Source organism: Nostoc sp. EspVER01, from assembly GCF_034530635.1.
Taxonomy (GTDB): domain Bacteria; phylum Cyanobacteriota; class Cyanobacteriia; order Cyanobacteriales; family Nostocaceae; genus Nostoc.
In genome coordinates, this window is the sequence record NZ_JAVRCS010000026.1 from 43,557 (window position 1) to 70,255 (window position 26,699).

General features: G+C 44.8%; 18 protein-coding genes. 11 read left to right on the top strand and 7 right to left on the bottom strand.

Annotated elements, in window-relative coordinates; translation table 11 throughout:
• Positions 1 to 36: 36 nt before the first annotated feature.
• Complete coding sequence (locus tag RMX69_RS20615) at positions 37 to 1,212, bottom strand: homospermidine biosynthesis protein (protein WP_322638569.1); 1,176 nt, start codon at positions 1,210 to 1,212, stop codon at positions 37 to 39.
• 1,561 nt (positions 1,213 to 2,773) lie between these two features.
• Between RMX69_RS20615 and RMX69_RS20620 the strand changes: the two genes are divergently transcribed.
• The 5 genes from RMX69_RS20620 to RMX69_RS20640 all read left to right on the top strand — a co-directional run bounded on the left by RMX69_RS20620 (position 2,774) and on the right by RMX69_RS20640 (position 10,382).
• On the top strand, positions 2,774 to 5,026 hold the full coding sequence (locus tag RMX69_RS20620; RefSeq protein WP_322638570.1) for a family 2 encapsulin nanocompartment cargo protein terpene cyclase: 2,253 nt from the start codon (positions 2,774 to 2,776) through the stop codon (positions 5,024 to 5,026).
• Positions 5,027 to 5,286: 260 nt separating this feature from the next.
• On the top strand, positions 5,287 to 6,690 hold the full coding sequence (locus tag RMX69_RS20625) for a family 2B encapsulin nanocompartment shell protein (RefSeq protein ID WP_322638571.1): 1,404 nt from the start codon (positions 5,287 to 5,289) through the stop codon (positions 6,688 to 6,690).
• Between the two features lie 288 nt (positions 6,691 to 6,978).
• Positions 6,979 to 8,379 carry a family 2B encapsulin nanocompartment shell protein gene (locus RMX69_RS20630; RefSeq protein ID WP_322638572.1) on the top strand — a complete coding sequence of 467 codons (1,401 nt, stop codon included), beginning with the start codon at positions 6,979 to 6,981 and terminating at the stop codon, positions 8,377 to 8,379.
• Positions 8,380 to 8,456: 77 nt separating this feature from the next.
• On the top strand, positions 8,457 to 10,010 hold the full coding sequence (locus tag RMX69_RS20635; RefSeq protein WP_322638573.1) for an NAD(P)H-hydrate dehydratase: 1,554 nt from the start codon (positions 8,457 to 8,459) through the stop codon (positions 10,008 to 10,010).
• Positions 10,011 to 10,082: 72 nt separating this feature from the next.
• Entirely contained in the window at positions 10,083 to 10,382 is a 300-nt protein-coding gene (locus tag RMX69_RS20640) for a transposase (protein WP_322638574.1), read from the top strand.
• Between the two features lie 214 nt (positions 10,383 to 10,596).
• Here RMX69_RS20640 and RMX69_RS20645 read toward each other — a convergent pair whose 3' ends face one another.
• A complete protein-coding gene (locus RMX69_RS20645; RefSeq protein WP_322638575.1) occupies positions 10,597 to 10,941 on the bottom strand; it encodes a hypothetical protein in 345 nt (114 codons plus the stop codon).
• Here RMX69_RS20645 and RMX69_RS20650 point away from each other — a divergent pair.
• The 5 genes from RMX69_RS20650 to RMX69_RS20670 all read left to right on the top strand — a co-directional run bounded on the left by RMX69_RS20650 (position 10,926) and on the right by RMX69_RS20670 (position 17,125).
• Positions 10,926 to 12,209, top strand: a complete 1,284-nt coding sequence (locus RMX69_RS20650; protein WP_322638576.1) for a DnaJ domain-containing protein — start codon at positions 10,926 to 10,928, stop codon at positions 12,207 to 12,209. The two genes, RMX69_RS20645 and RMX69_RS20650, sit on opposite strands and share 16 nt — an antisense overlap.
• A gap of 57 nt (positions 12,210 to 12,266) precedes the next feature.
• Positions 12,267 to 12,884: a Uma2 family endonuclease gene (locus tag RMX69_RS20655; protein ID WP_289797366.1), complete on the top strand. Its 618-nt coding sequence runs from the start codon at positions 12,267 to 12,269 to the stop codon at positions 12,882 to 12,884.
• Positions 12,885 to 13,550: 666 nt separating this feature from the next.
• Positions 13,551 to 15,002 carry a glycoside hydrolase 100 family protein gene (locus RMX69_RS20660; RefSeq protein WP_289800003.1) on the top strand — a complete coding sequence of 484 codons (1,452 nt, stop codon included), beginning with the start codon at positions 13,551 to 13,553 and terminating at the stop codon, positions 15,000 to 15,002.
• Between the two features lie 206 nt (positions 15,003 to 15,208).
• Positions 15,209 to 16,645, top strand: coding sequence for a 16S rRNA (cytosine(967)-C(5))-methyltransferase (locus RMX69_RS20665; protein ID WP_322638577.1), 1,437 nt, complete (start codon positions 15,209 to 15,211; stop codon positions 16,643 to 16,645).
• A gap of 57 nt (positions 16,646 to 16,702) precedes the next feature.
• On the top strand, positions 16,703 to 17,125 hold the full coding sequence (locus tag RMX69_RS20670; RefSeq protein WP_289797368.1) for a TerB family tellurite resistance protein: 423 nt from the start codon (positions 16,703 to 16,705) through the stop codon (positions 17,123 to 17,125).
• A gap of 244 nt (positions 17,126 to 17,369) precedes the next feature.
• Here RMX69_RS20670 and RMX69_RS20675 read toward each other — a convergent pair whose 3' ends face one another.
• On the bottom strand, positions 17,370 to 18,794 hold the full coding sequence (locus RMX69_RS20675) for a cobyrinate a,c-diamide synthase (RefSeq protein ID WP_322638578.1): 1,425 nt from the start codon (positions 18,792 to 18,794) through the stop codon (positions 17,370 to 17,372).
• 241 nt (positions 18,795 to 19,035) lie between these two features.
• Between RMX69_RS20675 and RMX69_RS20680 the strand changes: the two genes are divergently transcribed.
• Positions 19,036 to 19,671 carry a glutathione S-transferase gene (locus RMX69_RS20680; protein ID WP_322638579.1) on the top strand — a complete coding sequence of 212 codons (636 nt, stop codon included), beginning with the start codon at positions 19,036 to 19,038 and terminating at the stop codon, positions 19,669 to 19,671.
• A gap of 1,076 nt (positions 19,672 to 20,747) precedes the next feature.
• Here the strand turns inward: RMX69_RS20680 and opcA are convergent.
• From opcA to fbp, 4 genes are all read right to left on the bottom strand, one after another.
• Complete coding sequence (gene opcA, locus RMX69_RS20685) at positions 20,748 to 22,124, bottom strand: glucose-6-phosphate dehydrogenase assembly protein OpcA (RefSeq protein ID WP_289797371.1); 1,377 nt, start codon at positions 22,122 to 22,124, stop codon at positions 20,748 to 20,750.
• Positions 22,125 to 22,300: 176 nt separating this feature from the next.
• Positions 22,301 to 23,830, bottom strand: coding sequence for a glucose-6-phosphate dehydrogenase (gene zwf / locus RMX69_RS20690; RefSeq protein WP_322638580.1), 1,530 nt, complete (start codon positions 23,828 to 23,830; stop codon positions 22,301 to 22,303).
• A gap of 125 nt (positions 23,831 to 23,955) precedes the next feature.
• Entirely contained in the window at positions 23,956 to 25,101 is a 1,146-nt protein-coding gene (gene tal, locus RMX69_RS20695) for a transaldolase (protein WP_289800004.1), read from the bottom strand.
• 301 nt (positions 25,102 to 25,402) lie between these two features.
• Positions 25,403 to 26,452, bottom strand: coding sequence for a class 1 fructose-bisphosphatase (gene fbp, locus RMX69_RS20700; protein WP_194043026.1), 1,050 nt, complete (start codon positions 26,450 to 26,452; stop codon positions 25,403 to 25,405).
• Between the last annotated feature and the right edge of the window lie 247 nt (positions 26,453 to 26,699).

A 26,699-nucleotide genomic window follows, 5' to 3' on the forward strand; every position in this document is an offset into this window, starting at 1 on the left:
TGAATTTTGAATTGATTTCTCCTCCTGCCTATTCCCTTAGTGAGTATTCGGAATCATCCGACCACAGGGATAAGTCGCTGTTTGCTGTGAAGCACTTTCAGCAACTGCTGCTGGAACTTGATCTGATGGTTGGGTTTTGGCTGCTAGATAGTCTTTTTGCAGTTTATCCAAAATGGCTTCTCGCCTGTCATATATACGCTTCAAGGGACGAGGTTGGCATTTGTTCAACACATACGCTGTCACCAGTGGTAGAGCGATCGTGCTATCGGTATAACAAACGATTGTGTTAGGTAACTCATCCGGGTCAATTTTACCCCAACTGACAGCTTCCGATGGGGTTGCTCCAGATAAACCGCCTGTATCTGGACGTGCATCGGTAAATTGCACAAAGTAATCGTGTCCTCGTTCTTCTAACCCTAAAACCTCGTGAAGTTGCGGTTGGGTTTGTAGCAAAAAGTTTTTAGGACTACCGCCACCAAGAATTACAGCCGCACTTTTACCTCCTGATTCACGGGCATTATATGCGATCGCTGCTGTCTCATTCACGTCAATTGATGGATCGATCACCAACTGCGAACCTTCTAATGCTAAAGCCGCCACGTTCATCCCAATTGAGCTATCGCCTGGAGAAGACGTATAAATCGGTACGCCATATTCATAAGCTGTAGCTAGCAAGCAGGAATGCTGCACACCCAATTGCTTTTCTATTTCTCGGACATATTTACCCAGTAAATGATGAAATTCAGCCGTTCCCATCCGCTTTTGAAACGCTTCTCCTTGGAGAATCTTGCGGATAAACGCATCAGTTTCTAGCAGCACATCGTAACCAAAAATAATGTCATAAATGCGGATCGTGCCTTCTTGGCGAAGTTTCACATCATCCAAAAACGGATTACCAGCAAAGAGTTCAAAACCCAATCCGTAGTGCATATCGTGGTAAAGATTTGCACCAGTGCTAATCATCCAGTCAATAAAGCCGTTGCGAATTAAGGGTGCAAGCGCTGAAACCCCAAATCCTGCTGGCGTCATCGCACCGGAAAGGCTAACTCCCACTGTGACACATTCTGTTAGGACATCGCGACTCAGTAGTTGGCAGATTTCCCGCAACCGCGCTGAGTTGTAAGCGGTGAAGTATCGATCGATCAAATCCACCACATTGATATCATTTGATATCGGTGTGGGTGCAATTTTTTGACCCAGCTGTTTAGACATTTTGGCACTCCCGAACAGTAAACACGCCGAATCTAATAGTATCTAGCTTTCACCCAAAGTGACAGCAATACTTTTTTACTACCAGCTTGAGAAAGCAATTGACATCCTCACCGACCTAAAGGCGTGGGGAAGAAGGAGTAATAAGTAATAAGTAAATACCCATTTTTCATCCACTCATTACTCCTTACTCATTACTTTAAAGCATTGCGTGAAGCACGGGGCTTCTCTACGAGACGCTTCGCGAACAGACCCAAATATGTGGTGAGAAGTAGGAGAAGAAACCTTTTTCAGCCCTTTTGGGATTTTCCGATGATTAGCCCATCAAAGCCAGAAAGTATTTCGTGGGTATACACTTTGTAGTCAGTCTAACAAGTTGCATCCTTCGCAAGTGAAGAGAATTAAGTAAGGGGCTTTCTATCCCAGCCCAATACAGTTAAACTAAGGTTTTTTGATGAAAATGCTAGATCAAAAAGACGCTGTAAATCGCCGTCAAGACGAAAGACTGATTATTGTAGAGACGGCGATTCATCGCCGTCTGCGGTCTACTCTATAAGTCAATACGCTTGGATTAAGAAAAATTGTAGGTTGTGTGAAGCAAAGCGCAACCTAATAAAGCTATAAAAATGTTGGGTTTCGTTCCTAACGCTAATACCAATTAAAAAAATAATTTAAAGGTTTTAGCGTCAGTTTTTTCCCTACCTTTGTGAAATATAGAGAACTAAATTTCATGTTTACCCCCAATATATCGGGTGGATTAAGTGGGGTAATTCGACTTTTATGTACACTGTAGCCAAGGTATCAGGGAGGGTACGCAGGATATCTGTCGCAAACATTTTTGAATTGCTATAAGGAACAAATGCTTATCCTGACGTAGTTTCAGGCAAATGCGTAATTTCTTGATTTTGGAACGGTGATGCCTGAATGGATATTAGTTGCAAAAAATTAACAATTAGTATTTTTTCTTTAATAACTATCTTAAATCTTTTAACTATCTGCTTAACTGTCTTAACTGTCTTCTAATTCTTCAATTTTTGATTTAACTATTTGCTTAACTGTCTTAACTGTCTTCTAATTCTTCAATTTTTGATTTAATTATTTGCTTAACGGCTTCAATGTACGGATTGCTTTTTATTTACAACTATGAAAAATTATGAGAACACCACGATTCAGTATTAAAAATTTATTTGCCAACAACTTCAAATAAAACGTACCCCGCATTTCTCACAAGCTCAAGGCGTTTGATGTAGCAAAGGACAAGTAATGAGTAATGAGTAAAAACTTCTTACTTCTTACTTCTTACTTCTTACTTCTTACTTCTTACTCATTACTTCTCCCCGGCACTTGCGCAGGCTTTAAGAGGTGTGGTGAGAAATCCGGGGTACATAGCTCGTTATTTAGATTATGAGCATCTTAATATTATCGGCTTGAAACGAGCCACCATGAGCAAACGAGATGTGGGGATCTAGCTGGGTAGTAATGATACTTATGAACTGCAACAATGCTCAGATCGGCCACGAAATAAAGACAGCAAGAAGACCCCAGAGGAGGTTTAGCGCAGATCATGCAACCCTTTGAACTGCCAGAATTTTACACGCCTTGGCCCGCACGGCTAAACCCAAACTTGGAAGCGGCACGAGTGCATTCCAAAGCGTGGGCCTACGAGATGGGGATACTTGGCTCAGAAGAGGAAGCGCAAAGCTCGGTTATCTGGGATGAACATACATTTGACTCCCACGACTACGCCTTGCTTTGCTCCTATACCCATCCAGATGCGCCGGGAGCGGAGCTTGACCTAGTAACCGACTGGTATGTTTGGGTGTTCTTCTTCGACGATCACTTCCTGGAAATCTATAAGCGCACTCAAGACATGGCTGGGGCAAAGGAGTATCTTGACCGACTGCCAGCGTTTATGCCAGTGCATCCCACTGATACCCCTTCGGTTCCGACCAACCCAGTAGAGCGCGGCTTGGCTGATCTGTGGTCTCGCACTGCCTTTACTAAATCTGTAGACTGGCGACTTCGATTCTTTGAGAGTACCAAGAACCTCTTAGAAGAGTCTCTGTGGGAACTCGCCAATATCAACCAAGATAGGGTTGCTAACCCCATCGAATACATCGAGATGCGCCGCAAAGTTGGTGGCGCTCCGTGGTCAGCGGATCTCGTCGAACATGCCGTGTTTATAGAGATTCCAGCCCAAATCGCCTCGACTCGGCCAATGCGTATCCTCAAAGACACATTTGCCGATGGAGTGCATCTTCGCAATGACCTATTCTCCTACCAGAGAGAAGTGGAAGATGAAGGTGAGAACGCCAACTGCGTGCTGGTCTTGGAGCGGTTCTTGAATGTGAGTACCCAAGAGGCGGCTAACCTTACCAACGAACTGCTAACCTCGCGGTTATACCAGTTTGATAACACTGCCGTCACCGAGTTGCCCCCCCTCTTTGAGGACTACGGACTAGACCCAGTGGCTCGTGTGAACGTTCTCCTTTACATCAAAGGACTCCAGGACTGGCAATCGGGCGGTCACGAGTGGCACATGCGATCGAGCCGTTACATGAACAAGGGAGGAGACAATTCTTCGACATCCACACTTCTGGGAGGCCCCACAGGGCTAGGCACATCGGCTGCACGGATTGAATCGCTATACGCCGCCTTGGGTTTGGGAAGGTTCAAGAGCTTTACTCACGTTCCATACCAGGCTGTCGGGCCAGTAACACTGCCGAAGTTTTACATGCCCTTCACTACAAGCTTGAATCCCCATCTGGATGCTGCGCGGAAGTATTCCAAGGAATGGGCGCGTGAAATGGGGATGCTGGAATCACTACCTGGGATTCCTGATGCTGTCATCTGGGATGATCACAAGTTTGATGTTGCCGACGTAGCCCTTTGTGGTGCGTTGATCCATCCGAATGGATCTGGTCACGAGCTGAATTTGACAGCGTGCTGGCTGGTTTGGGGAACATACGCCGACGATTACTTCCCGGCACTCTATGGGAATAACCGCAACATGGCTGGTGCGAAAGTGTTCAATGCCCGACTGTCGGCGTTTATGCCTCTGGATGACTCCACCCCCAGCGAGGTTCCGACTAATCCGGTGGAAGCCGGCTTGGCAGATATTTGGTCTCGCACAGCTGGCCCCATGTCCGCAAACGCGCGGACTCAGTTCCGCCGCGCGATTCAGGATATGACTGACAGCTGGGTGTGGGAACTCGCCAACCAGATCCAAAATCGGATTCCCGACCCGATAGATTATATTGAGATGCGCCGTAAGACCTTTGGCTCGGATCTGACCATGAGCCTGTCGCGACTAGCTCAGGGGAGCGAGATCCCGCAAGAGATTTACCGCACCCGAACGATGCGATCGCTCGATAATTCCGCCGCCGACTTCGCCTGTTTTACCAACGATATCTTCTCCTATCAGAAAGAAATCGAATTCGAGGGCGAAATCCATAACTGCGTGCTGGTCGTTCAGAATTTCCTCAATTGCGACATACCACAGGCTGTTGAGGTTGTCAATAATCTGATGACCGCTAGGGCGCTCCAGTTTCAACACATCGTTGCCACCGAACTACCAGCCCTTTTTGATGATTTCGACCTGGATGCAAGTACCCGCGAGAAACTGCTTGGATACGTCAAGAAACTAGAGCAGTGGATGTGCGGCGTTCTCAAGTGGCATATAACGGTAGACCGCTATAAGGAATTTGAATTGCGTAATTCCTTAGCAGGGCGGCTACTTAGCGGGCCTAGAGGACTGGGTACTTCAGCTAGGCGTATTGGATCGGTGACATACTCACCGAGAAAGAAGGGTTGGTGATTCTGGAGTAATAAGTAACAAGTAATAAGTAATGAGTAAATACCCATTTCTCATCCACTCATTACTCATTCAAAGTCCTGTCACTGATGATAAAAAGCCGTCCTCAAAAGACGGGGCTTCTCTACGAGACGCTTCGCGAACAGACCCAAGTTTTTAGTGAGGATTTAAGGTCATTTTTTTGTCGGTGAGTTAATTCCAGGTTCAGTATGCGATCGCGTGAGATCGGTTTTTTTAGTAACTAAAAAGTGGAGGATTAAGTTGTGACGTATTCTAACGATCCCAATTTGGAAGATCAGCAGCCCCAGTTAACCTTGAGTACAGCAGCGGCGCGTAATTTGGCGACAACAGCCAAATCTGCACCGCAAACCCAGGAAATTACATCCCGGTGGTTGTTGAAGTTGTTGCCGTGGGTACAGACAAAAGGTGGTACTTATCGAGTCAACCGTCGGTTGAGTTATTCCGTGGGTGATGGACGGGTGACTTTCAGCAATACCGGAGCAACGGTGCAGGTGATTCCTTTGGAACTGACTGAGTTGCCCTTGCTGCGAGGATTTAACAACCTTGACGTATTGACCGGGTTAGCAAACCAGTTTGTTCAGCAGGAGTACGCTCCAGATGATGTCATAGTTGAACTGGGCCAGCCTGCCGATCGCGTCATTCTAATTGCTCGTGGCAAGGTAAACAAGATTGGTGTTGGTAAGTATGGCGAGCAGATCGTGTTCGATGTGCTAGCTGATGGCGACCATTTCGGTGATGAAACTGTGGTGCAGTCCGAGGATACTTGGCAGTACACCCTCAAGGCGATTACCAGAACCATCGTTTTGTCCCTACCCCAAGCGGCGTTTGAGAGAGCGATCGCTCAGTCTGAGGCGTTAGGAACTCATGTTGAACAGTTCCGCACCCGCCTGAACCAGCCACAGACTCCCCAAGGTGAAGCTGCCATTGAGCTAGCAGCTAATCATCCCCAAGAAGCTGAGTTACCAGGAACCTTCGCCGATTACGAACTCACACCCAGAGAATATGAGTTGAGCATTGCTCAAACGGTGTTACGAGTCAGTACGCGGGTAGCCGATCTGTACAATGAACCGTACAACCAGACAGAAGAACAACTGCGGCTGACTATTGAGGCATTGCGGGAACGTCAAGAACACGAATTGCTCAACAACCGCGAATTCGGGTTGCTGCACAACGCCGACCTCAAACAGCGTATCTACAGCAGTAGTGGCGCACCCACCCCTGACGATCTCGACGAACTGTTGGCGACGGTATGGAAGGAGCCGGGATTCTTCCTGGCTCACCCCCGGACGATCGCTGCCTTCGGTCGTGAGGCCAACCGCCTGGGTCTCTATCCACAAAGCGTAGATGTGAACGGTGTTCAGGTCACATCTTGGCGCGGCGTACCTATCTTTCCTTCCAACAAGATTCCCATCACCAATAACCGCACCAGTTCTATCCTTTTGCTCCGCACTGGTGTAGAAAAACAAGGGGTAATCGGCTTACATCAAACTGGTATCCCCGATGAATACCAACCCAGCTTGTCTGTTCGATTCATGGGCATCAGCGAAAAGGCGATCATCTCCTACCTCGTCACCGCCTACTACTCCGCAGCCGTCCTCACTCCTGACGCACTTGGCATCCTCGAAGATGTTGAGATCGGTCGCTAAATATCAGGAGTGCTGAGTGAGTAAAAATTATAGCTGACTGTTGATACCCTGCAAGAAAGTGGGCGGTCTTTTAACTCAGCACTGGCTCAACGCCCCGCTACCGCTAATGGAACGCAATACGGTTTGATTAAGGCAAGAGACGCGATCAATCGCCGTCTCTACAAAAGATTGATCCTTGTAGAGAGGGCGATTGCTCGTGTCTTTGGATCTAGAATTTTCATCAAAAAACCTTAACCGAACCGTATTGGCACTGAATGGCACTTTTATTAGTAATTAGAGGATGGGGTGATGACTGATTTTATTGAATCAAATTTAAATGTTGAGAGTGGACAACCTCAACTGAGTTTGAGTAAAGATGCTGCGCGTACTTTGTCCACGACCACCAAATCTGCACCGCAGACACAGGAAATTACCTCGCGGTGGTTGTTGAAGATGTTGCCGTGGGTGCAGACGAAGGGTGGAACTTATCGGCTGAACCGTCGGTTGACCTATACGGTGGGTGATGGACGGTTAAGTTTCTCTAACACCGGAGACGAGGTGCAGGTGATTCCCCAGGAACTTGGTGAGTTGCCCTTGCTGCGAGGATTTGACGATACCGAGGTGCTGAGGGCGTTGGCAAGTCGGTTTGTTCAGCAGGAGTTTGCACCTGGCGATATCATTGTCCAGTCAGGTCAGCCAGCCAATCAGCTTTTCTTGATCGCACATGGTAAAGCGAACAAGATTGGTATTGGCAAGTATGACGAGCAGCCTTTCTTGGATACGCTAGCTGACGGTGATTATTTTGGCGATCTGTTGGTGTCAGAAAGCAATTGGAAGTTCACAGTCCAAGCTGTAACCCGATGCACGGTATTGGCGCTACCACAACAGGCATTTCGGGAACTGCTCAACCAGTCGCAGGCGTTGCAGGCTCAAGTTGAGCAGTTTAGGACTCGCGCAGAACTTCCACAAAACAAGTATGGAGAAGCTGCGATCGCATTGTCAACCAGTCATAGTCAAGAGACGACGTTACCGGGAACATTTGTTGACTACGAACTTTCACCCCGCGAATATCAGTTGAGCATTGCTCAGACTGTGTTGCGAGTGAATACTCGTGTTGCGGATCTGTACAATCAACCATACAATCAGACGGAAGAACAATTGCGGCTGACGATTGAGGCATTGCGAGAACGTCAAGAATACGAGTTGATCAACAACCGCGAATTTGGATTGTTGCACAACGCCGACCTCAAACAGCGCATCTACACCCGCAGCGGTCCCCCAACTCCCGATGACCTTGATGAATTAGTCACCCGGCGGCGGAAGTCGAGGTTCTTTCTAGCTCATCCCCGCACTATTGCAGCCTTCGGTCGCCAGTGCAACCGTCGAGGCATCTATCCAGACACCATCGATATGGACGGGAGCAAAATAATCACCTGGCGCAATGTACCGATTCTGCCTTGTAACAAAATCCCGATTACCAAGAACCAAACTAGTTCTATTCTTATACTCCGCACTGGTGAGAAAGATCAGGGCGTGATTGGCTTGCATCAAACTGGTATCCCCGACGAATACCAACCTAGTTTGTCCGTCCGATTCATGGGCATCAGCGAAAAGGCCATTATTTCCTACCTTGTCACCGCCTACTACTCCGCAGCTGTCCTCATCCCCGATGCACTCGGCATCCTTGAAGATGTGGAAATCGGGTTGTAACTTTTTTGAGTGGAATATGAGTCAATTTTGCTAAACTTTCAGTTACCCTGAAACTCATAACTCACCACTCAGGACTGATGCAAGATAGGCAAGAACAAATTTCGCAAGTGGTAGTGACTGCTGGGCAGATGCGCGATATTGAAAAGCGGATCTTTGCAGCGGGAATGCCTGTAGTTGCTTTGATGGAAAAGGTGGCGGGATTAATTGCTCGTCGCATTCCAGAGATTCCTGCAAACACCCCTTTGTTAAGGGGATCTCGTGTAGGAATTCTTGTCGGCCCCGGTCATAATGGTGGCGATGCTTTAGTGGTAGCCCGTGAATTATACTTTCGCGGATATGAAATTTGGATTTATTCTCCTTTTTCTCAGCTTAAAGAATTAACTTCGCAGCACTTGCAATATGCCCAGAGTTTGGGCATTCCAATTTATCAAACAATTGAACAACTGCCAGATTCTGATTTGTTGATTGATGGCTTGTTTGGATTTGGTTTAGAAAGAAACCTGACCGATCCCATTGCCTCTGCAATTAATCAATTAAATGAATTATCTATACCGATTTATAGTATCGATTTACCTTCAGGTTTACACACTGACACTGGCGTTGTATTGGGAACTGCCATTCGCGCTACTCACACATTTTGCTTAGGTTTATGGAAACTCGCTTTCTTCCAAGATCGAGCGTTGGAATATCTTGGTAAAACTGAATTAATCGATTTTGATATTCCTTTAGCTGATGTGGAAGCTGTTCTCAAAGATGCACCTAAAATTAAACGGATTACACGAGCAAAAGCACTTGCTACTTTACCTTTACCCCGTCCAGCAGTTACTCACAAATATAAAGAAGGACATTTACTGCTGATTTGCGGTTCGCGGCGCTATGCAGGTGGGGCAATTTTAACTGGTTTGGGTGCTAGGGCTAGTGGTGTCGGGATGCTTTCGATTGCCGTACCCGAATCTCTGAAATCTCTTTTGGTGTCACATTTGCCAGAAGCGCTAATTGTCGGTTGTCCAGAGACGGAAAGTGGAGCCATAGCTCAATTAAAATTACCAGAAAAAACTGATTTAAGTTCCTTCAATGCGATCGCTTGTGGCCCCGGTTTAACACGAGATGCTACGCCCATTGTGCAAGAAGTCATAGAAAGCGAACGCCCTTTGCTTCTCGATGCCGATGGTTTAAATATCTTGGCACAAATCGGAGCGATCGCCACACTAAAAAAACGCCAAGCAGTAACCGTACTCACACCCCACACTGGCGAATTTGAACGATTGTTTCCTGATGTCGCCGATGCCAAACACGACAGAGTGAAAGCAGTACAAGAAGCTGCCGCCCAAAGTGGGGCAGTAGTATTGTTGAAAGGGGCAAGAACTGCGATCGCCAACCCTCAAGGTGAAGTTTGGATTGTTCCTGAAAGCACACCCGCCTTAGCCCGTGGTGGTAGTGGCGACGTGTTAACTGGGCTACTGGGCGGATTGTTAGCGCAAGCAGCAACTAAACAGATTCCCCTAGAAAATATTGTGGCAACTGCCGCTTGGTGGCATTCGCAAGCAGGTATAATAGCTGCCCAAGAGCGTACCGAATTAGGTGTAGATGCGTTTACCTTGACACAATATTTGATGAAAGCTGTAACTTAGTCAAATTCCTCGTTCCCAGTCTTCGACTGGGAATGCCATCCTAGAGGCTCCGCCTCGAATTAAAATAACATCATGGGACGCAGCCGCTACCACGTATTAGGAACCCAGCCACACTTTCTCACCTGCACAGTTATAAATTGGATACCACTATTCGGCAAAGTTGAATTTACACAAATTATTTTAGATTCCCTGAATTTTCTGCAACGTCAGCAGCGTTTAACCTTATATGGTTACGTAATTATGGAAAATCATCTTCATCTAATCGCCTCTGCCGCCAGTTTATCCAAAGAAATAGGAAATTTTAAATCGTTCACGGCTCGCTGTATTATTGACTTACTTGAGAAAAATAATTCTAACTACATACTTAATTAGCTTGAGCTTTATAAATTAAAACATAAGACCAAACAAGAATATCAACTTTGGCAAGAAGGTTTTCATCCGCAGGTGATTCTAGATGAGGAAATGTTTAGACAAAAGTTAGATTATATTCACAACAATCCAGTCATATCATGTCCGCTTGATTGCTTATTAAACCCGAAGAACCCCACCCCGCCAAAGCTGTGCTTTGTCTCCCCTCCCGAAGAGCCTACCGTGTATACACAAGTCCACCCAGAGCGAGTTTCCAGCCAAGAAAGATAGATTCAAATTGTCTTAAACCATGAACAAGAGTAGGCATTCCAGGAGGTCTACCAGAAGTATAACCAGACCATCCACCAAGTCGAGCAATGATCCAATTAGCCCAGGGCAAACAACCGCGTGGATAAGGATTTTGCAGTTTTTTAGTATCGCCTTCAACAGAAGATTGAATCCCAGATAAGCATTGCTGCTGTTCAAGACAAAAGGTAAGCTGGGCAGAAAGTTGAGTATTATCGCGTCCTTCAACCATTTGTAAGGTTCGCACGGCTACGGACAGTGATGGAATTAGAAGCATTGATGGAATTAGAAGCATTTTTATCTGGTGAGGATCTCAACCAAAAATTTGCTGGTTTGGAAGTCGAGGATGAGTTACAAGCACTTAAGAATGAATTCAAGAAAAAATCAGAATTTGCTACACCTAAACCTTCTATTCCCAATATTGAACCAGAAATAATTTCTCCGACAACCCAGCTACCTGAAACTTGGAGATGTGTACGCACACTCAAGGGACACTTAGCGGCAGTGAATGCGATCGCAATCAATCCTGATGGTACTACCTTAGTTAGTGGCAGTGATGACAGACAAGTTAATTTGTGGAACTTGAAAACCGGAAAATGGTTTTACACATTCTCTGGACAAGCAGAGGCAGTTTTATCTGTTGCGATCAGCCCTGATGGACAGCAGATTGCAAGCGGTAGTGTTGATCGCAAAATCAGCAGTTGGCAAATGGACACAAAAAAATTTCTCCGCACATTCTTTTATTTAAATGCCTATAGTCATAATGGTTTTGTTAACTCAGTAACCTATAGTCCTGATGGGGCAATTCTTGCTAGTGGTGCTGCTGATAAGACAATTAGAATTTGGGGACGCTACACAGGAACCGTAAAACGCACTTTGAATGGACACTCAGATGCAGTTTTATCTGTCACCATCAGTCCCGATGGTAAAATCCTTGCAAGTGGTAGTGCCGATAAAACTATTAGGCTTTGGGATGTCAAAACTTGGGAACAACGCTATATTCTCACTGAACATTTGGGTGCTGTGAATACAGTTGCCATCAGTCTTAACAGTCAAACTCTTATTAGTGGTAGTACAGACACCACAATTAAACTTTGGAATCTCCAAACTGGAGAATTAATTTCCACTTTGACTGGACACTCAACGGCGGTTTTGTCTGTTGCCATTAGCCCCGATGGAAAAACGCTGGCCAGTGCCAGCCGAGACGGTACAATCAAACTTTGGAACCTCCAGACTGGGGAAGTACTACAAAATCTTTCTGGGTGTAATCCCGTTGCTTTTAGTCCTGATGGTAAAACCCTGGTAAGTGGCGCTAATGGCGGAAGCATCAAGATTTGGAGTCAATTTACTCTCGACTCTGAATTATCGGGAGAATGGTGGGAAGTCTTGGGCGTAAATCCGAGCGATCGCCCCAATGTTGTTAAAATTGCCTACCGCCGATTAGCAAGATTGTATCATCCTGATGTTAATAGCTCTGCGATCGCAAAAGCCTCAATGCAAGCAATTAATCAAGCTTATAAAGAATTCCAGCAGCAGGTAACATAAAGTTACCAGTTTATCGATGCTAGTCAAAATATGAATAATATCTGAGGAAATAGTGTTATGTTTCAACATTTAGTAGAGTCGATAAATTTTGAAGAATTCGTCGAATGGAAACCGGAGAACGGCAGATATGAATTACATAAAGGATTAATAGTTGAAATGCAGCCGACAGGAGAACATGAGTTAGTCAGAGCATTTCTGATTAGAGAACTAAATTTTGAAATTCGGAGGTTTAATCTAGCTTATTCGATTCCTGCTCAAGCATTAATCAAATCGGTTGATAAAAAATCTGGTTATATTCCAGATGTGTTGGTATTGAATATCCCTAACTTAATTAATGAACCACTTTGGAAAAAATCATCAACAGTTACTCAAGCCGCATCAATTCCATTAGTAGTAGAAGTTGTGAGTACAAATTGGCGAGATGATTACTTTCTAAAATTTGCGGAATATGAAGAAATTGGGATTCCAGAATATTGGATTGTTGACTATGCTGCTCTTGGTGGAAAACGGTTTATCGGCAATCCCAAACAACCGACAATATCAGTTTACAGATTAGTGGAAGGTGAGTACCAAGTAACTCAGTTTTGTAGTAATGACCAAATTCAATCACCAACTTTAACAGAGCTAAATCTAACTGCTGAACAAGTGTTTAAGGCTGCTTCGGGAGAGCAGTAATGAACATCACTTTGCTAATCTCAGTACTTGTGTACTTTGTATATTCTCTGTACCTTATGGGCGGTATTTCGACTCAGTACTCTTTATTATTTTTGGCTATACTCCCATAAACGTCCCGTTTCATCTATCAGTAGGGTAAGATATTTAACCCTTGAGAAGTATTGACATATTAAAATTTTATAGTCTTCATCTTGCATATTCTGAAAAAACGTTATAAATTATTAGATAATAGGGGAATAATCTGACTTCTTAGTGTCAAAAACTAATCCTGTTCAAGTAAATATACTGCAACCAGTTTTAACTTCACACAAACCCTAAACAGCACTGAAGATATGTTTTTGTTTGGTAAAGCAATGATTCTGGACAGACAACAGAACAATAAATAATCTAAAAATATATCTTATGTGACTGTTTTTAGGAATCATGTTACTACTTCTGGTGGAAAACAATAACTAGAATTCACCAAAATAGTAATAGATTACAAGCAATTAACTAACAAGAAAGTTGCATAAATGTCAGCAATTTTATTCCTTGCTAGTTGATTATTTTTTTGCCTAATTATCTTTGCTATTCAAAGAATCGTTTTTGTTATGCTGAGAATAGCAAAAATAATAAATGAAGACACATCTACCACAAATTCACAATCCTTATGGAGTTATTCTGGCAATGCACCTAAACGAATTGGAAACTACTGAGAATTTAAAAGAAGTGGAAGAAGCATGGCTAGCACTAGAAAAATCAATTCTCTATTATCAAGGTCGCCCGGTTGGGACAGTAGCCGCTTATGATGAATCTGTAGAAGCGCTCAATTACGATCAGTGCTTTGTCCGGGATTTTGTTTCTTCTGCTCTAATTTTTCTGATTAAAGGTAGAACCGATATTGTTCGTAATTTCTTAGAAGAAACCTTAAAGTTACAGCCTAAAGAAAAGGCATTAGATGCCTATAAGCCAGGAAGAGGATTAATACCAGCTAGCTTTAAAGTAGTATCAGAAAATGGACAAGAATATTTAGAAGCAGACTTTGGCGAACATGCGATCGCCAGAGTTACACCTGTAGATTCTTGCCTATGGTGGATTATTTTGTTGCGTGCTTATGTAGTCGCCACAGAAGATTTTTCTCTCGCCTATCAACCTGAATTCCAAAATGGTATCAGGTTAATCATGGAAATCTGCTTGGCGAATCGTTTTGATATGTACCCAACGCTATTGGTTCCAGATGGCGCTTGTATGATTGACCGTCGTATGGGCATTTATGGGCATCCTTTAGAATTGCAAGTTCTTTTTTACACGGCATTGCGTGCATCTCGTGAACTACTAATTTGTCAAGGTAATTCTGATATTGTTGAAGCCATTGATAACCGATTGCCTCTTTTATGCGCTCATATTCGCCAGCATTATTGGATAGATATTAATCGTCTGAATGCAATTTATCGCTTCAAAAGTGAAGAATATGGCAAGGCTGCTGTTAATTTGTTCAACATATATGTAGATTCTGTTCCCTATTATGAATTAGATAAGTGGCTACCAAAAAAAGGTGGTTATCTCGCAGGTAATGTTGGCCCGTCGCAGCTAGATACTCGCTTCTTTTCACTAGGGAACTTAATGGCAATTATTTCAGATTTAGCCACAGAAGAACAGTCACAAGCGATTATGACTCTCATTGAGGAACGATGGGATGATTTGGTGGGAGATATGCCAATGAAAATTTGTTTCCCAGCTTTGGAACATGAAGAATACAGAATTGTGACTGGGTGTGACCCCAAAAATATACCTTGGTCGTATCATAATGCTGGTAGTTGGCCAGTTTTAATGTGGATGTTGGCGGCGGCGGCTGTGAAAACTAATAGAACAAGTCTTGCACAAAAGGCGATTGAAACTGCCCAAGGACGCCTTAGTACAGATGAATGGCCAGAGTATTACGATGGTAAAAAAGGGCGACTGATTGGGAAACAAGCGAGAAAATATCAAACTTGGACAATCACTGGGTTCTTATTAGCAAAAGAACTGATGGCAGACCCCACTTCTTTACCATTAATCAGCTTTGGAAAATTACCAGCAGAACAGGTTTCTAGAGCGTGTGAGTTTGAAATTGCCAGTGTAGACCCATATATGCAATAATTCGTAATTTATAATGACGCTCCTGTGTCGCTAACGTAATTCGTAATTAAAAGACAGTTCCAGACAGAAAGCTTGACCCAGATTGAAACAAAACCACCTATAAACAAGGGGGAATTAAATTCGACAATTACGAATTACGAATTACGAATTAGTAAAGAGTTGGGAGTTAGAATACAAAAGCCTCCTGACTCCTGAATCGTGTTTTCATGACAAACGCCCGTCAATTAGCTTTTATCGCCCTCCGAGATGTTCATAAGGGGGCTTATGCTGATGTTGCCCTAGATAGAGTGTTACAAAAAGTCAGTTTGCCTGATTGCGATCGCCGTTTGGTGACAGAATTGGTTTATGGGAGCGTCAGAAGGCAGCGCACTCTTGATACTCTCATCGATCAACTTGCCAAAAAGAAATCTGATCAACAACCACAAGACCTCCGCACCATCTTACATCTGGGCTTTTACCAGCTGCGTTATCAAGAGCGTATTCCCGCCTCAGCGGCTGTTAATACCACAGTCCAACTCGCTAAAGAAAATGGTTTTTCTGGACTTACGGGTTTTGTTAACGGTCTATTACGCCAGTATCTTAGAAAAGCAGGGGAGCAGGAGGGCAGAGGGGCAGGGGGGCAGAGGGGCAGGGGGGCAGAGGAGAAAGATTCTTTGTTACTTCCCCAGTCCCCTGTTACCTATTTTGATCCGTTAGAACTTCCAGAAAACCCTGTGGAACGCTTGGGCATTTTACACAGTTTTCCTGACTGGATTGTTCAAGTTTGGTTAGAACAACTGGGTTTGACTGAGACAGAACAACTGTGTGAATGGATGAACCAATCACCAACAATCGATTTACGCATCAACCCACTTCGTACTTCCATCGAGGAAGTTGAGGCGGCTTTGCAATCTGCTGGTGTTTTGGTGAGACGGATTCCTCATTTACCCCAAGCTTTACGATTTATTGGAAATACTGGGGCGATTCAAAAACTACCGGGTTTTAAAGAAGGTTGGTGGACTGTACAAGATGCTAGCGCTCAACTAGTAGGTCATTTGCTCGACCCCCAACCAGGTGAGGTGGTAATTGATGCCTGTGCAGCACCAGGGGGGAAAACAACCCATATCGCTGAGTTGATGGCAGATCAAGGGAAAATTTGGGCTTGCGATCGCACTCCTTCTCGTCTTCGCAAACTCCAAGAAAATTCTCAACGGCTAAATTTACAATCTATTCAGATTTATACTGGTGACAGTCGCCACTTCAATCAATTTCAAAACACCGCAGACCGAGTATTACTCGATGCTCCATGTTCTGGTTTGGGAACTATGCACCGTCATGCTGATGCCCGTTGGCGACAGACACCAGAATCTGTCCGAGAACTTGCGGTGCTGCAACGAGAATTATTAATACATACATCAACTTTTGTCAAACCTGGTGGTGTACTAGTTTATGCCACCTGTACATTGCATCCAGCAGAAAATGAAGAAGTAATTTCGGCGTTTTTAGCTGATTCACCTCAGTGGCAAATTGAGTCTCCTAGTGGCGTGGAGTTACCTGATTCTACCGAGAGGACACCTCAAGGTTGGTTTAAACTTTGGCCCCATCGACAGGACATGGATGGTTTTTTTATGGTGCGCTTAAGAAAAACCAATAATTCCGAGTGAATACTGTTTAGGATTGTACGATTTGGTGGAGGCCTGAATCTACCAGAGGAGGCAGCAATGGTTTCCCCTTCCAATGTAAAAAACTTAGTTAAAATCCTGATTGGAGCCGCCTGGATCGATGGCAGAATCCAGCCAGAAGAACGGCAATATCTCCGCGAAATAGCTCAAGCAAAAGGTTTAGCTAACGACCCAGAAATTAAGCCTTGGCTGTACGAATTAGTTCCTGTGCAGCCAAAAGAATGCTACGACTGGGTGCGGGAGTATCTAGGCGATCGCCCCAGTCTTGAAGATTGCGAAAATCTGATTGAAGCCATCAGTGGCTTAATTTATAGCGATGGTGAAGTTGCCGTCGAAGAAGCCAGACTCCTGACGCAATTGCAGGATATAGCGAAGCCGAATGAGTCAAATCAACCAGCTCCTACTGCGCTTCTCAAACAAATTCAAAAGCTTTACCGCCGTTGGGTTGAAGTCCAAAACTAATATCGAGTTATAAGTTAATCCAAGAGGAGGCGGTGAATTATCTCACTGCCTTTTTATGTCTCTTCGTCCCTATGCTCCGCTATAAATCGCGTCTCTACATGAGGGTTTTGGGGTTAGGGACTTCCAAATAAAAAAATATCCCATCGCTGTCTAGGCAGGGGAGCAGGAGGCAGGGGGCAGGGGGCAGGGGGAGAAAGAAAAATATTATCTGAGTAAATTGGATAATTTATTTTCTGGAAGTCCCTTAAATCAACGTTCCTGAAGATGCTACTTTTAGACATTTTTTAAGAAACTGCTGGGGAATTTCTCTACTTTCTCCCCAATGCTGATGAACATAAGAAGCATGAATATTTGCAGGTAAACCCCATCCCTCGCATCCCATATTTTCTTCGCAATCGTAGCGAGAAGTTTCAAATAGGGGTTGAGTGGGAGTTAAGGTTAAATGGGAACGATGAAACTCATGTCCGTAAACAGTTGTATTTGCTTTAACTAACAAATTATCTTGCAAAGCGACAGCACGACGATAGCCCAAAGTTAAACGTCCACCCATCACCGCAGATGTTGGTAGCACTCCCGCCATTGACCAAGATTTACCTTCAAAATCGATAATTTGCTCGCACAAATACATTAATCCGCCGCATTCGGCAATCGTAGGTATTCCTTTAAGTATTGCCGTTTTCACCGCATCACGAACGTTAGAATTTTCTGCGAGTTGCTGGGCAAAAACTTCCGGGAAACCACCGCCAAAATACATTCCCTGAATATCTTTTGGTATGTCAGCATCTTCTAACGGACTCCAAAAAACCAATTCTGCACCAAGTTGTTGCAGCAAATCGAGATTGTCTTGGTAATAAAAATTAAACGCGCGATCGCGGGCTACTGCAATCCTAACTGGGGATAAGGGAGATAAGGAGGATGAAGCGGAGGGAGAAAGGGGTTCTGATTTTAACAAAGGTAATAAGCGTTGCCAGTCGAAGCAACTATCTCCTAAATCCGCGAGGCGATCGATTAAAGCATTGAGTTCGGGAAGTTCGGCTGTGGGTACTAAACCCAAGTGGCGATCGGGAATTGTAATGTTATCTTGACGGCGCATGACGCCGAGAATCGGTAATTGTAAGGGTTCTAGGGAATCTTTGAGGAGAGAGAGATGGCGATCGCTCCCGACGCGATTTAATATTACCCCAGCTATTTTAATGCGGGGATCAAAAGATCGATAGCCGTGTGCGATCGCAGCTACAGAACCAGATAAACGACTGCAATCAATCACCAACACCACAGGTAAATCTAACAGCCGTGCAATGTGTGCCGTACTTGCAAAGTCAGTTAGGCATTGGGCATTGTTCTTCTCCTCTGCTACCCTGCTCCCCTGCTCCCCTGCTCCCTCTTTCACTCCATCAAACAACCCCATAACCCCTTCCACGAGGGCATATTCACTCAGTTGGCTATGATGGGCAAAACATTGCTGAACGTAGGCTTCAGAAGTCAGCACGGGGTCTAAATTGCGACAAGCACGACCGGTTACGTGTCGATGAAACATCGGATCGATGTAGTCTGGCCCCACCTTAAAAGATTGCACCAAGCGATCGCGACGGCGTAAAGATGCTAAAAGGGTGAGCGTGACTGTTGTCTTACCCACCCCACTACGTTCCCCGGCAATGACTAAAGCCATAAATGAAACAAATTAATAATATGCAGCAACTATTTCGATTCTTGGCTGTATGTCTATCGTTACTTTTTGCAAAAGCAGATGCACCAGTTTTTCCAACCGATTAACTCAAACTTATACCAATTAGAAACAAGAAAACCACCCAATTAGGGGAGTTAAGTTGGAAACGTCTGTTTAATAATACAGTTGGAGAGGAGATTATCCAAGATCAGATAATAATCAGCTACCACAAAAGGAACGTTTTATGATCACAGTGCATCATCTTAACAACTCGCGATCGCAGCGGGTGCTGTGGCTGCTTGAAGAATTAGGTATCGAATACGAAATCAAATTCTATGAACGCGATGCCAAGACGATGATGGCACCGGAGACGCTACGCCAAGTTCATCCCCTCGGCAAGTCACCAGTAATCACAGATGCAGACTTGGCGATCGCTGAGTCGGGTGCAATTATCGAATACCTAATTGATCGCTATGGTAATGGTCGGTTAGTCCCAGCATCCGGTACGCCAGAGTATCTGCGCTACAAGTATTGGCTGCATTACGCCGAAGGCTCGGCAATGCCACCACTGGTAATGCGGCTGGTATTGAACAATTTTGGTGCAGGTGACAGCAGCGTGGTTAGCGGATTTGTCGCGCCCCAAATTAAACTTCACTTGGACTACATAGAAGACGAACTCCGTAAAAATACGTGGTTTGTAGGCAATGAATTTACCGCCGCCGATATCCAAATGAGCTTTCCCCTAGAAGTGGTGGCTGCGCTTCCCGAAGAGGTCAAGAACAGACCAAAGCTCAAAGAATTTGTCAAGCGCATTCATGAAAGACCTGCTTACAAACGCGCCCTGGAGCGTGGAGGTAAATACGAAGTATCCTTTCAATAGACTTTTCTTTGTCGGAAATCACCTAATACATCGACCTGCTATGCCAATACATTGACCTGCTATGCCAATACATCGGCCTGTTATGCCAATACATCGGCCTGTTATGCCAATACATCGGCCTGTTATGCCAATACATCAGCCTGTTATGCCAATACATCGGTCTGTTATGCCAATACATCAGTCTGTTATGTTAATACATCGGTCTGTTATGCCAATACATCAGCCTGTTATGCCAATACATTGACTTGCTAAGCTGTTGCGCCTTCAATTTGCACTAATATTTTTTTCAATATAATTGTGAGGCGGGCATCTTGCCATTGGTGTCAACTTAAGCCGAAAACTATATCGGACAGGCGTTTTACAAATCCCTCACGCCCTCATCCCCTAACCCCTTCTCCCTTGGGAGAAAGGGAATTGAATGTCTAGCTCCCCTCTCATATCATGTCCGCTTGATTACTTACTAAACCCCAAGAACCCCACCCCGCCAAAGCTGCGCTTTGTCTCCCCTCCCCGCTTGCGGGGAGGGGCTGGGGGTGGGGTGCAATGACTGTGGAAATCATAACTAATTATGCGGACATGATATCACGGATGGGAGAGGGGCTGGGGGTGAGGGCAAAACCTTGTCACCAAGCGGGTTTAGCGTTAACTTGACACCAATGGCATTTTGCCCGCCCTGATAATGCAAGTTGTATACGTAACAGCTTATGTTAATGCAATACGGTTCGGTTAAGGTTTTTTGATGAAAATTATTGATCGCCAAAAACGCGATAAATCGCCGTATATAGCGGTTCTCAATTGTATGGAATACAGACCTAACCCCCAGCCCCTCTTCCCTACTAGCGTTGGGGAGTAAGATTCAAAGCCTCTCTGCTTTTAGGAGAGAGGTCAAACTGTATTCCATCAAAACGAGAAGCGCTATATACAAAAGATTGATTTTTGTCTTGACGGCGATTCATCGCGTCTCTTGCCTCCAAGGAAAATAGAAAAACCCTCCAGATTATTGAAATATCCAAAAATCTGAAGAGTTTGTGTTTGATTTTCGCAATTTTGGTAACTTTTATTGTTTCCAGGCGAAACTAACTATTTGTTTCCAATTTGAAAATATTTGCTGTCACTCCCAGACTTTCTTCAAAAAGCGACTCACGACCCCAGCGTTGTACCTGCTGACTCAGCAATGCTTCCGCCTTTTGTTCTGAAAGTGAAGTCACCTGTTGAAATAGACCAGCAGATTGAGCGCCACCGTGGGTTTCCATCCGCATACAGCCACCAGTTTCCGAGCAAATTACTGTACCACAGTCTGCCTTTGGATTGGTCGAACTTAGGCGCAAAGCAATCAAGTCGCCAGCAATCTCACCCACATCAGCAAGGGGAACGCCCGCTAATTCGGTTTCTACTTGCCGTTGGTCTTGAGCAATAAAGTTAATGCGAGTGATGTCATAATCTCCGGTTTCCTTTTTATACGAAACTGGCTGCCATCCTAAACGACTTGCCAACCAACCCAAAAACAGCAATGCTTGTGCGGGGTTGCCTTTTTCGTAATCAATAGTTACTCGGTCAACTTCCCGCAGGGCTGCCCGACGATGAGGTGAGTCGTAAGCTTCAGCTGTCAATTCTTGCCATGCTGAGAGGCGACGCCAGTTCAGGTCAGCTAAGGGAACACCACTGTCCACCAATTCTTGGAGGTGGAGTAAGTCACTTTCTGGCTCATTAAAGCGGCAAGAATCCACAATCACATTATTGCAGACGGCTGACAACCGTTTGAATAGAGTGTTGTTGGGGTCTGGTGTTGCTTTCCACCAAAGAAACTTTGGTAAGCCACCAATCAACAATGCTGGAATCATCCCACCGATGCGTTCTAAAGCCGCAGCAGTTCCACTGAGAGTGATGTATTCGCAACAAATTAGTGTGCTTGACGATTGCTTTTGGATGGGGCAATAGGCAGAGACCTGAGCCTTAACTCCTTCATCTTCGCCAGTAATAGGAAATAGCGCAATGATGCGGCAGGGGTTGCGGAGGGCGATTTCATCAGCAATTCTGGGGCTTGGGGCATTTAAGCTGGGAAGTTCAATAGAAGCATTGTCACCCGCAGCGCCGTTTCCTTGACGTTTGATGAATTCTTCTCTCAAGATAGCCAGAGTTTCAGGTGTTGCTGTTCCAGTATCGGGCAATGCATATTTTGTCTGCACTTGCCGCAAGGCAGCTACCATCTGAGGCCCTAAAATTCCGTCAAGCGGGCCGTTGTAAAATCCCAAAGTAGCCAAAAGATACTGGGTTTCTTCGGGTTCGTAAACCACTAAGGTAAATGTTGTGGCGCGAGTGGCAGCAGGAAGCCCACCGTCCTCGCCAGTAATGCCGTAACTTTGCCAAATTTGATTAAGTTCCGCTTCTATTTCGTTAAGCGAAATATCTTTTGGCGCCTGAAGTGAATAAATTGTAGAAGCTTGGGGAGCCATAGTAGTTTTGAGTTGTCAGCTTTGTTTGGTGAATCAGTTAGGAGTTAGAAGTGAGAAGTTAGGAGTTAGGAGTTAGGAGTTAGGAGTTGGGAGTTGGGAGTTAGAATAACTGAAATTATTAACTCAAAAACTCATAATTTATTACTCCTAACTATTAACTCATCACTCTTAACTTTTTACAGTCTGCGCCAGCGACGGCCATCCTGGTTAATTAAGAATTCTGCTTCTGTTGGTTCCCAGGTTCCAGCTTCATATTGGGGAATAGTATTGGCGTCGGCGGGTGCATCCCAAACGGAAAGGGCTGGCGTTACGACCTGCCAAGCGGCTTCTACTTCATCCGCGCGGGTGAACAATGTTTGATCGCCCATCATACAATCAAGGAATAAGCGATCGTAGGCATCAGATGTTGCTTGGATGCCAAAGGAACCATAACTAAAGTCCATGTCAACGGAACGGGTACGGAATTCTGCCCCCGGCATTTTCACATCAAAACGCAGGGAAATACCTTCATTTGGCTGAATCCGCATCGTCAAAATATTGGCGTTTGACTGTTGGGCGGCAGATTGGAACATCCGAGATGGAACTTCGCGGAAGTGAATGGCAATCTCGCTGACTTTTTTCGGCATCCGCTTCCCGGTACGCAAGTAGAAAGGAACACCTTTCCAGCGCCAGTTATCTACCAAAAACTTCATGGCGACGTAGGTTGGTGTGGTGGAGTTGGGATCAACGCCTGGTTCTGTCCGATACCCTGGCACTGCTTGACCTTTCATCCAACCAGCACTATATTGACCGCGGACTGCTGACCGCGACAGATTGTGAACATCAGCTAAACGAGTAGCTTGGAGTACCTTCACTTTTTCTGTGCGGATGCTGTCGGCATCCATTGCATTGGGCGCTTCCATTGCCGTTAGACAGTAAAGTTGCATGAGGTGATTTTGCAACATATCCCGTAATGCGCCGGCGCTTTCATAGTAACCAGCCCGGTCTTCCACTCCCACGGTTTCTGCCACGGTAATTTGCACGTGGTCAACAAATTGACGATTCCACAAGGGTTCAAAAATCGCATTCGCAAAGCGAAACACCAGCAAATTCTGTACTGTTTCTTTACCCAAGTAATGGTCAATCCGGTATACTTGGTTTTCTTTACAATATTTCTGTACCACTTGGTTAAGACTTTGGGCAGAAGCCAAATCCCGACCAAAAGGTTTTTCAATTACTAGACGATGTTTGTAGGGATCTTCTAGCATCCCGGCGGTTCCTAGCTGCTTAATCGCTTCGGGAAAGAATGAGGGGGCAACTGAGAGGTAGAACATTCGATTCCCTCGTGTGCCCCGCTTTTCGTCTAATTCACTCAATAAGTTTTTCAGTTTTTGGTAGCCTTCGGGGTTGTCTATATCGCCAGGGCAATAGAACAGACCTTGGGAGAAATCTTGCCAGAGTTCCCCTAAATCGACATCGGCATGTGCTTCTTCCATGCCTTTTTGCATTTGTTCGCGGAAGTACTCATGGCTCCATTCTCTACGTGCTACACCGACAATGGTAGTTTCTGGTGGAATACGCCGTTCTCGCCGCAATTTGTAAAGTGCTGGCACTAGTTTGCGCCAGGTAAGATCGCCAGAAGCGCCAAAAATGACTATAATCTGGGGTTCGGACATCCGTTGTTGTTGCAGACCAACACGCAAGGGATTTTCTAGCAGACTAACCATAACAATTTTGGATTTTAGATTTGGTACTAGGATTGGGGAAAGGGAAAGGGGGAAAGGGGAAGGGGGAAAGGGGAAGAACTATACCTTTACCCTTTACCCTTTAACCTTTTCCCCTCTTCTGTTCCCTACACTGGTGACAATACCTTGATCTTGTCTTCTAAAGAGTTCATCAAGGACTGGAAGGGCTGGATAAACTTGTCAATACCATCGACTAACAGTTCATCCATGACGTTATCGAGATCGATGTTGATGTCGGGATCTTTGAGGTTTTCGATCAGCGTGTAAGCATTATCTAAATCTGTTTCTAAGCGATCGCCTACGTTACAATGATCGGCACAAGCTTTAATAGTCGCTGGTGGTACGGTGTTGACGGTATCATGGCCGACCAACTCTTCGATATACATCACATCTCTGTAGTTGGGGTCTTTGGTGCTGGTGCTAGCCCAAAGTAGCCGTTGTACTGTAGCTCCTTTTGCTGCCAAATCTTGCCAACGCTCGCTTCTAATGATTTTCTTGTATTCCTGGTACGCAATCTTAGCGTTAGCGATCGCTACTTTTCCTTTAACAGCTCTTAGCTTTGCTTCCACAGCAATATCATCAACGCCTTTTTTCAACTTAGCATCAATCTTGCCGTCAATGTTGCTATCGATCCGGCTGAGGAAGAAACTAGCGACTGAAGCAATTTTACTAATGTCTTTACCCTCAGCCAACCGTTTTTCTAAGCCCCGAATATAAGCCATTGCTGTGTTTATATAGCTTTCTACAGAAAACAGCAGCGTAATATTAACATTCATCCCTTCGGATATTACCTGTTCTACTGCTGGCAAACCAGGTTCTGTACCGGGAATTTTAATCATCAGATTTTCCCGACCAATTTCTTGGAAATAGCGGCGGGCTTCGGTTATGGTTGCTTCAGTATCATGGGCAATGGTTGGCGGTACTTCAATACTCACATAACCATCTAGTCTATTTGAGGCTTCATAAACAGGGCGTAAAATATCACAGGCATTACGGATATCTGCAAAAACTAGGGATTCGTAAATTTTGTATGTCGGTAAGCCAGCCCGAACTCCGGCTTCGATATCGGCATCATAAATAACGTTACCAGCGATCGCTTTTTCAAAGATAGCTGGGTTAGAAGTAATCCCAGATATACCTTGATTTTCAACCAAGTTTTTGAGTTCACCTGATTGAATAATGTCACGGCTCAAATTATCCATCCAGATACTTTGACCGTATTGGTTAATTTCTAGTAGATGATTGGTAGACATAGCTCTAATTTGTTTCACTCCTGTATAGTGATGCTTCTAAGTAAATTTGGCAAAACGCATCAAATATTGATGGTTACTTTTGAATTGTGGCGTTGCCAATTACTTATTGCATCGGCCAGCTGAGATAATCCTTAATTGATCTTCAAAAAGCGCTATTTTGCATCCCCAATCCTAAATCACCATGATTAACGTTTAATTAATGGCAGATGAGAGTACGGCACAGAGGACATAAGTCACTCTTATAAAACGTCTAAAACCCTTACGTAACACTAACTACAAATGACGAATTACGAATTGTCTTCTAGTGTCCGTTTTGAATAAAAGACTCCACCTTTGCGACATCCTCTTTGCTACCAATAATTAAAGGCGTGCGCTGATGCAGTTTTTTTGGCACCACATCCAAGATATTGACCAGTCCTGTAGTAGCACGGCCACCTGCTTGCTCAATCAAAAAGGCGAGAGGAGCCGTTTCATAAAGCAAGCGTAATTTTCCTTCAGGGTTTTGAATTGTGCCTGGGTAGAGAAACACGCCGCCTTGAACCAAAATTCTATGGATGTCGCTCACCATTGCGCCGCTATAACGAGCGCTGTAGCCTTCTGTGCGGTGAACGTAGCGAATGTATTCTCGAATCGATTCTTCCCACTGCCAAAAGTTACCCTCGTTCACGCTGTAAACAGAACCGTGGTTAGGAATGCGGATATTTTCTTCTGTGAGAATAAACTCTCCTAAGCTGGGGTCAAGAACAAAGGAATGAACGCCCTTACCTATAGTATAAACCAGCATCGTGCAGGGGCCATATAGGATGTATCCGGCAGCGAGTTGCTTGCGTCCGTTGGCGAGTAAGTCAGTTGCCTTACCATCGCTATCAGTTCCTTCTTGTTGGCGAATGGCGAAAATGGAACCCAAGCTGAGATTATTATCAGTGTTGGATGAGCCATCAATTGGGTCATACAGTAGGGTATAACGCCCAATGGGACAATTTTCCGGGATGTAATAAGGATTTTCCATTTCCTCAGAAGCGAGGCGACAAACTAAGCCGCTTTGCTTAAACACTGAGATAAATACATCATTGGCATAAACATCCATCTTTTTGACAGATTCGCCTTGGACATTAACTTCTCCAGTGAATCCGAGAACGCCTTCCATTAAACCGGCGCGACTCATACGACGAGCCACCAGTTTTCCGGCCAGGGCGATGCGATTCATCAGCGCACTCAAATCCTGTGCATCTGGCGAAAAACTCTGAAGTTGTTGGAGGACGTGACGGGATAAAGTTGTACAATCACGATCTAAGGCTCTGTCTGTAGCATCGTAGGCAGATAAGTCTAAAGATTCCGGCGCTTTAGTCATTTTTATGTTCTCCGCAGCCACTAGCTGTTAATTGGGTTTTAGTCATCTATAGCAACTTATAGTTGCTGCTTCTATCTTAGAAAGGTAATTTGATAACTTAGATGCGACTTTAGATAAACTAAAGAAATGAATCTTCAGTGACCCCTGCACACAGAGCTAGCTACTTCCACTTAACACGACTTTTTCAACAGGGCAGGTATGTTTACACATCCTATCAACAAACTAAAATCCCCACATTTGCGGCAGG

Excerpts from the sequence above, each read along its gene's own strand:
- RMX69_RS20675 (WP_322638578.1), bottom strand. The coding sequence starts at position 18,794 with ATGGCTTTAGTCATTGCCGGGGAACGTAGTGGGGTGGGTAAGACAACA.
- RMX69_RS20680 (WP_322638579.1), top strand. The coding sequence starts at position 19,036 with ATGATCACAGTGCATCATCTTAACAACTCGCGATCGCAGCGGGTGCTG.
- tal (WP_289800004.1), bottom strand. The coding sequence starts at position 25,101 with ATGTCTACCAATCATCTACTAGAAATTAACCAATACGGTCAAAGTATC.
- RMX69_RS20615 (WP_322638569.1), bottom strand. The coding sequence starts at position 1,212 with ATGTCTAAACAGCTGGGTCAAAAAATTGCACCCACACCGATATCAAAT.
- RMX69_RS20640 (WP_322638574.1), top strand. The coding sequence starts at position 10,083 with ATGGGACGCAGCCGCTACCACGTATTAGGAACCCAGCCACACTTTCTC.
- fbp (WP_194043026.1), bottom strand. The coding sequence starts at position 26,452 with ATGACTAAAGCGCCGGAATCTTTAGACTTATCTGCCTACGATGCTACA.
- RMX69_RS20655 (WP_289797366.1), top strand. The coding sequence starts at position 12,267 with ATGTTTCAACATTTAGTAGAGTCGATAAATTTTGAAGAATTCGTCGAA.
- RMX69_RS20650 (WP_322638576.1), top strand. The coding sequence starts at position 10,926 with ATGGAATTAGAAGCATTGATGGAATTAGAAGCATTTTTATCTGGTGAG.
- RMX69_RS20630 (WP_322638572.1), top strand. The coding sequence starts at position 6,979 with ATGACTGATTTTATTGAATCAAATTTAAATGTTGAGAGTGGACAACCT.
- RMX69_RS20660 (WP_289800003.1), top strand. The coding sequence starts at position 13,551 with ATGCACCTAAACGAATTGGAAACTACTGAGAATTTAAAAGAAGTGGAA.
- RMX69_RS20670 (WP_289797368.1), top strand. The coding sequence starts at position 16,703 with ATGGTTTCCCCTTCCAATGTAAAAAACTTAGTTAAAATCCTGATTGGA.
- RMX69_RS20635 (WP_322638573.1), top strand. The coding sequence starts at position 8,457 with ATGCAAGATAGGCAAGAACAAATTTCGCAAGTGGTAGTGACTGCTGGG.
- RMX69_RS20645 (WP_322638575.1), bottom strand. The coding sequence starts at position 10,941 with ATGCTTCTAATTCCATCACTGTCCGTAGCCGTGCGAACCTTACAAATG.
- zwf (WP_322638580.1), bottom strand. The coding sequence starts at position 23,830 with ATGGTTAGTCTGCTAGAAAATCCCTTGCGTGTTGGTCTGCAACAACAA.
- RMX69_RS20665 (WP_322638577.1), top strand. The coding sequence starts at position 15,209 with ATGACAAACGCCCGTCAATTAGCTTTTATCGCCCTCCGAGATGTTCAT.
- RMX69_RS20620 (WP_322638570.1), top strand. The coding sequence starts at position 2,774 with ATGCAACCCTTTGAACTGCCAGAATTTTACACGCCTTGGCCCGCACGG.
- opcA (WP_289797371.1), bottom strand. The coding sequence starts at position 22,124 with ATGGCTCCCCAAGCTTCTACAATTTATTCACTTCAGGCGCCAAAAGAT.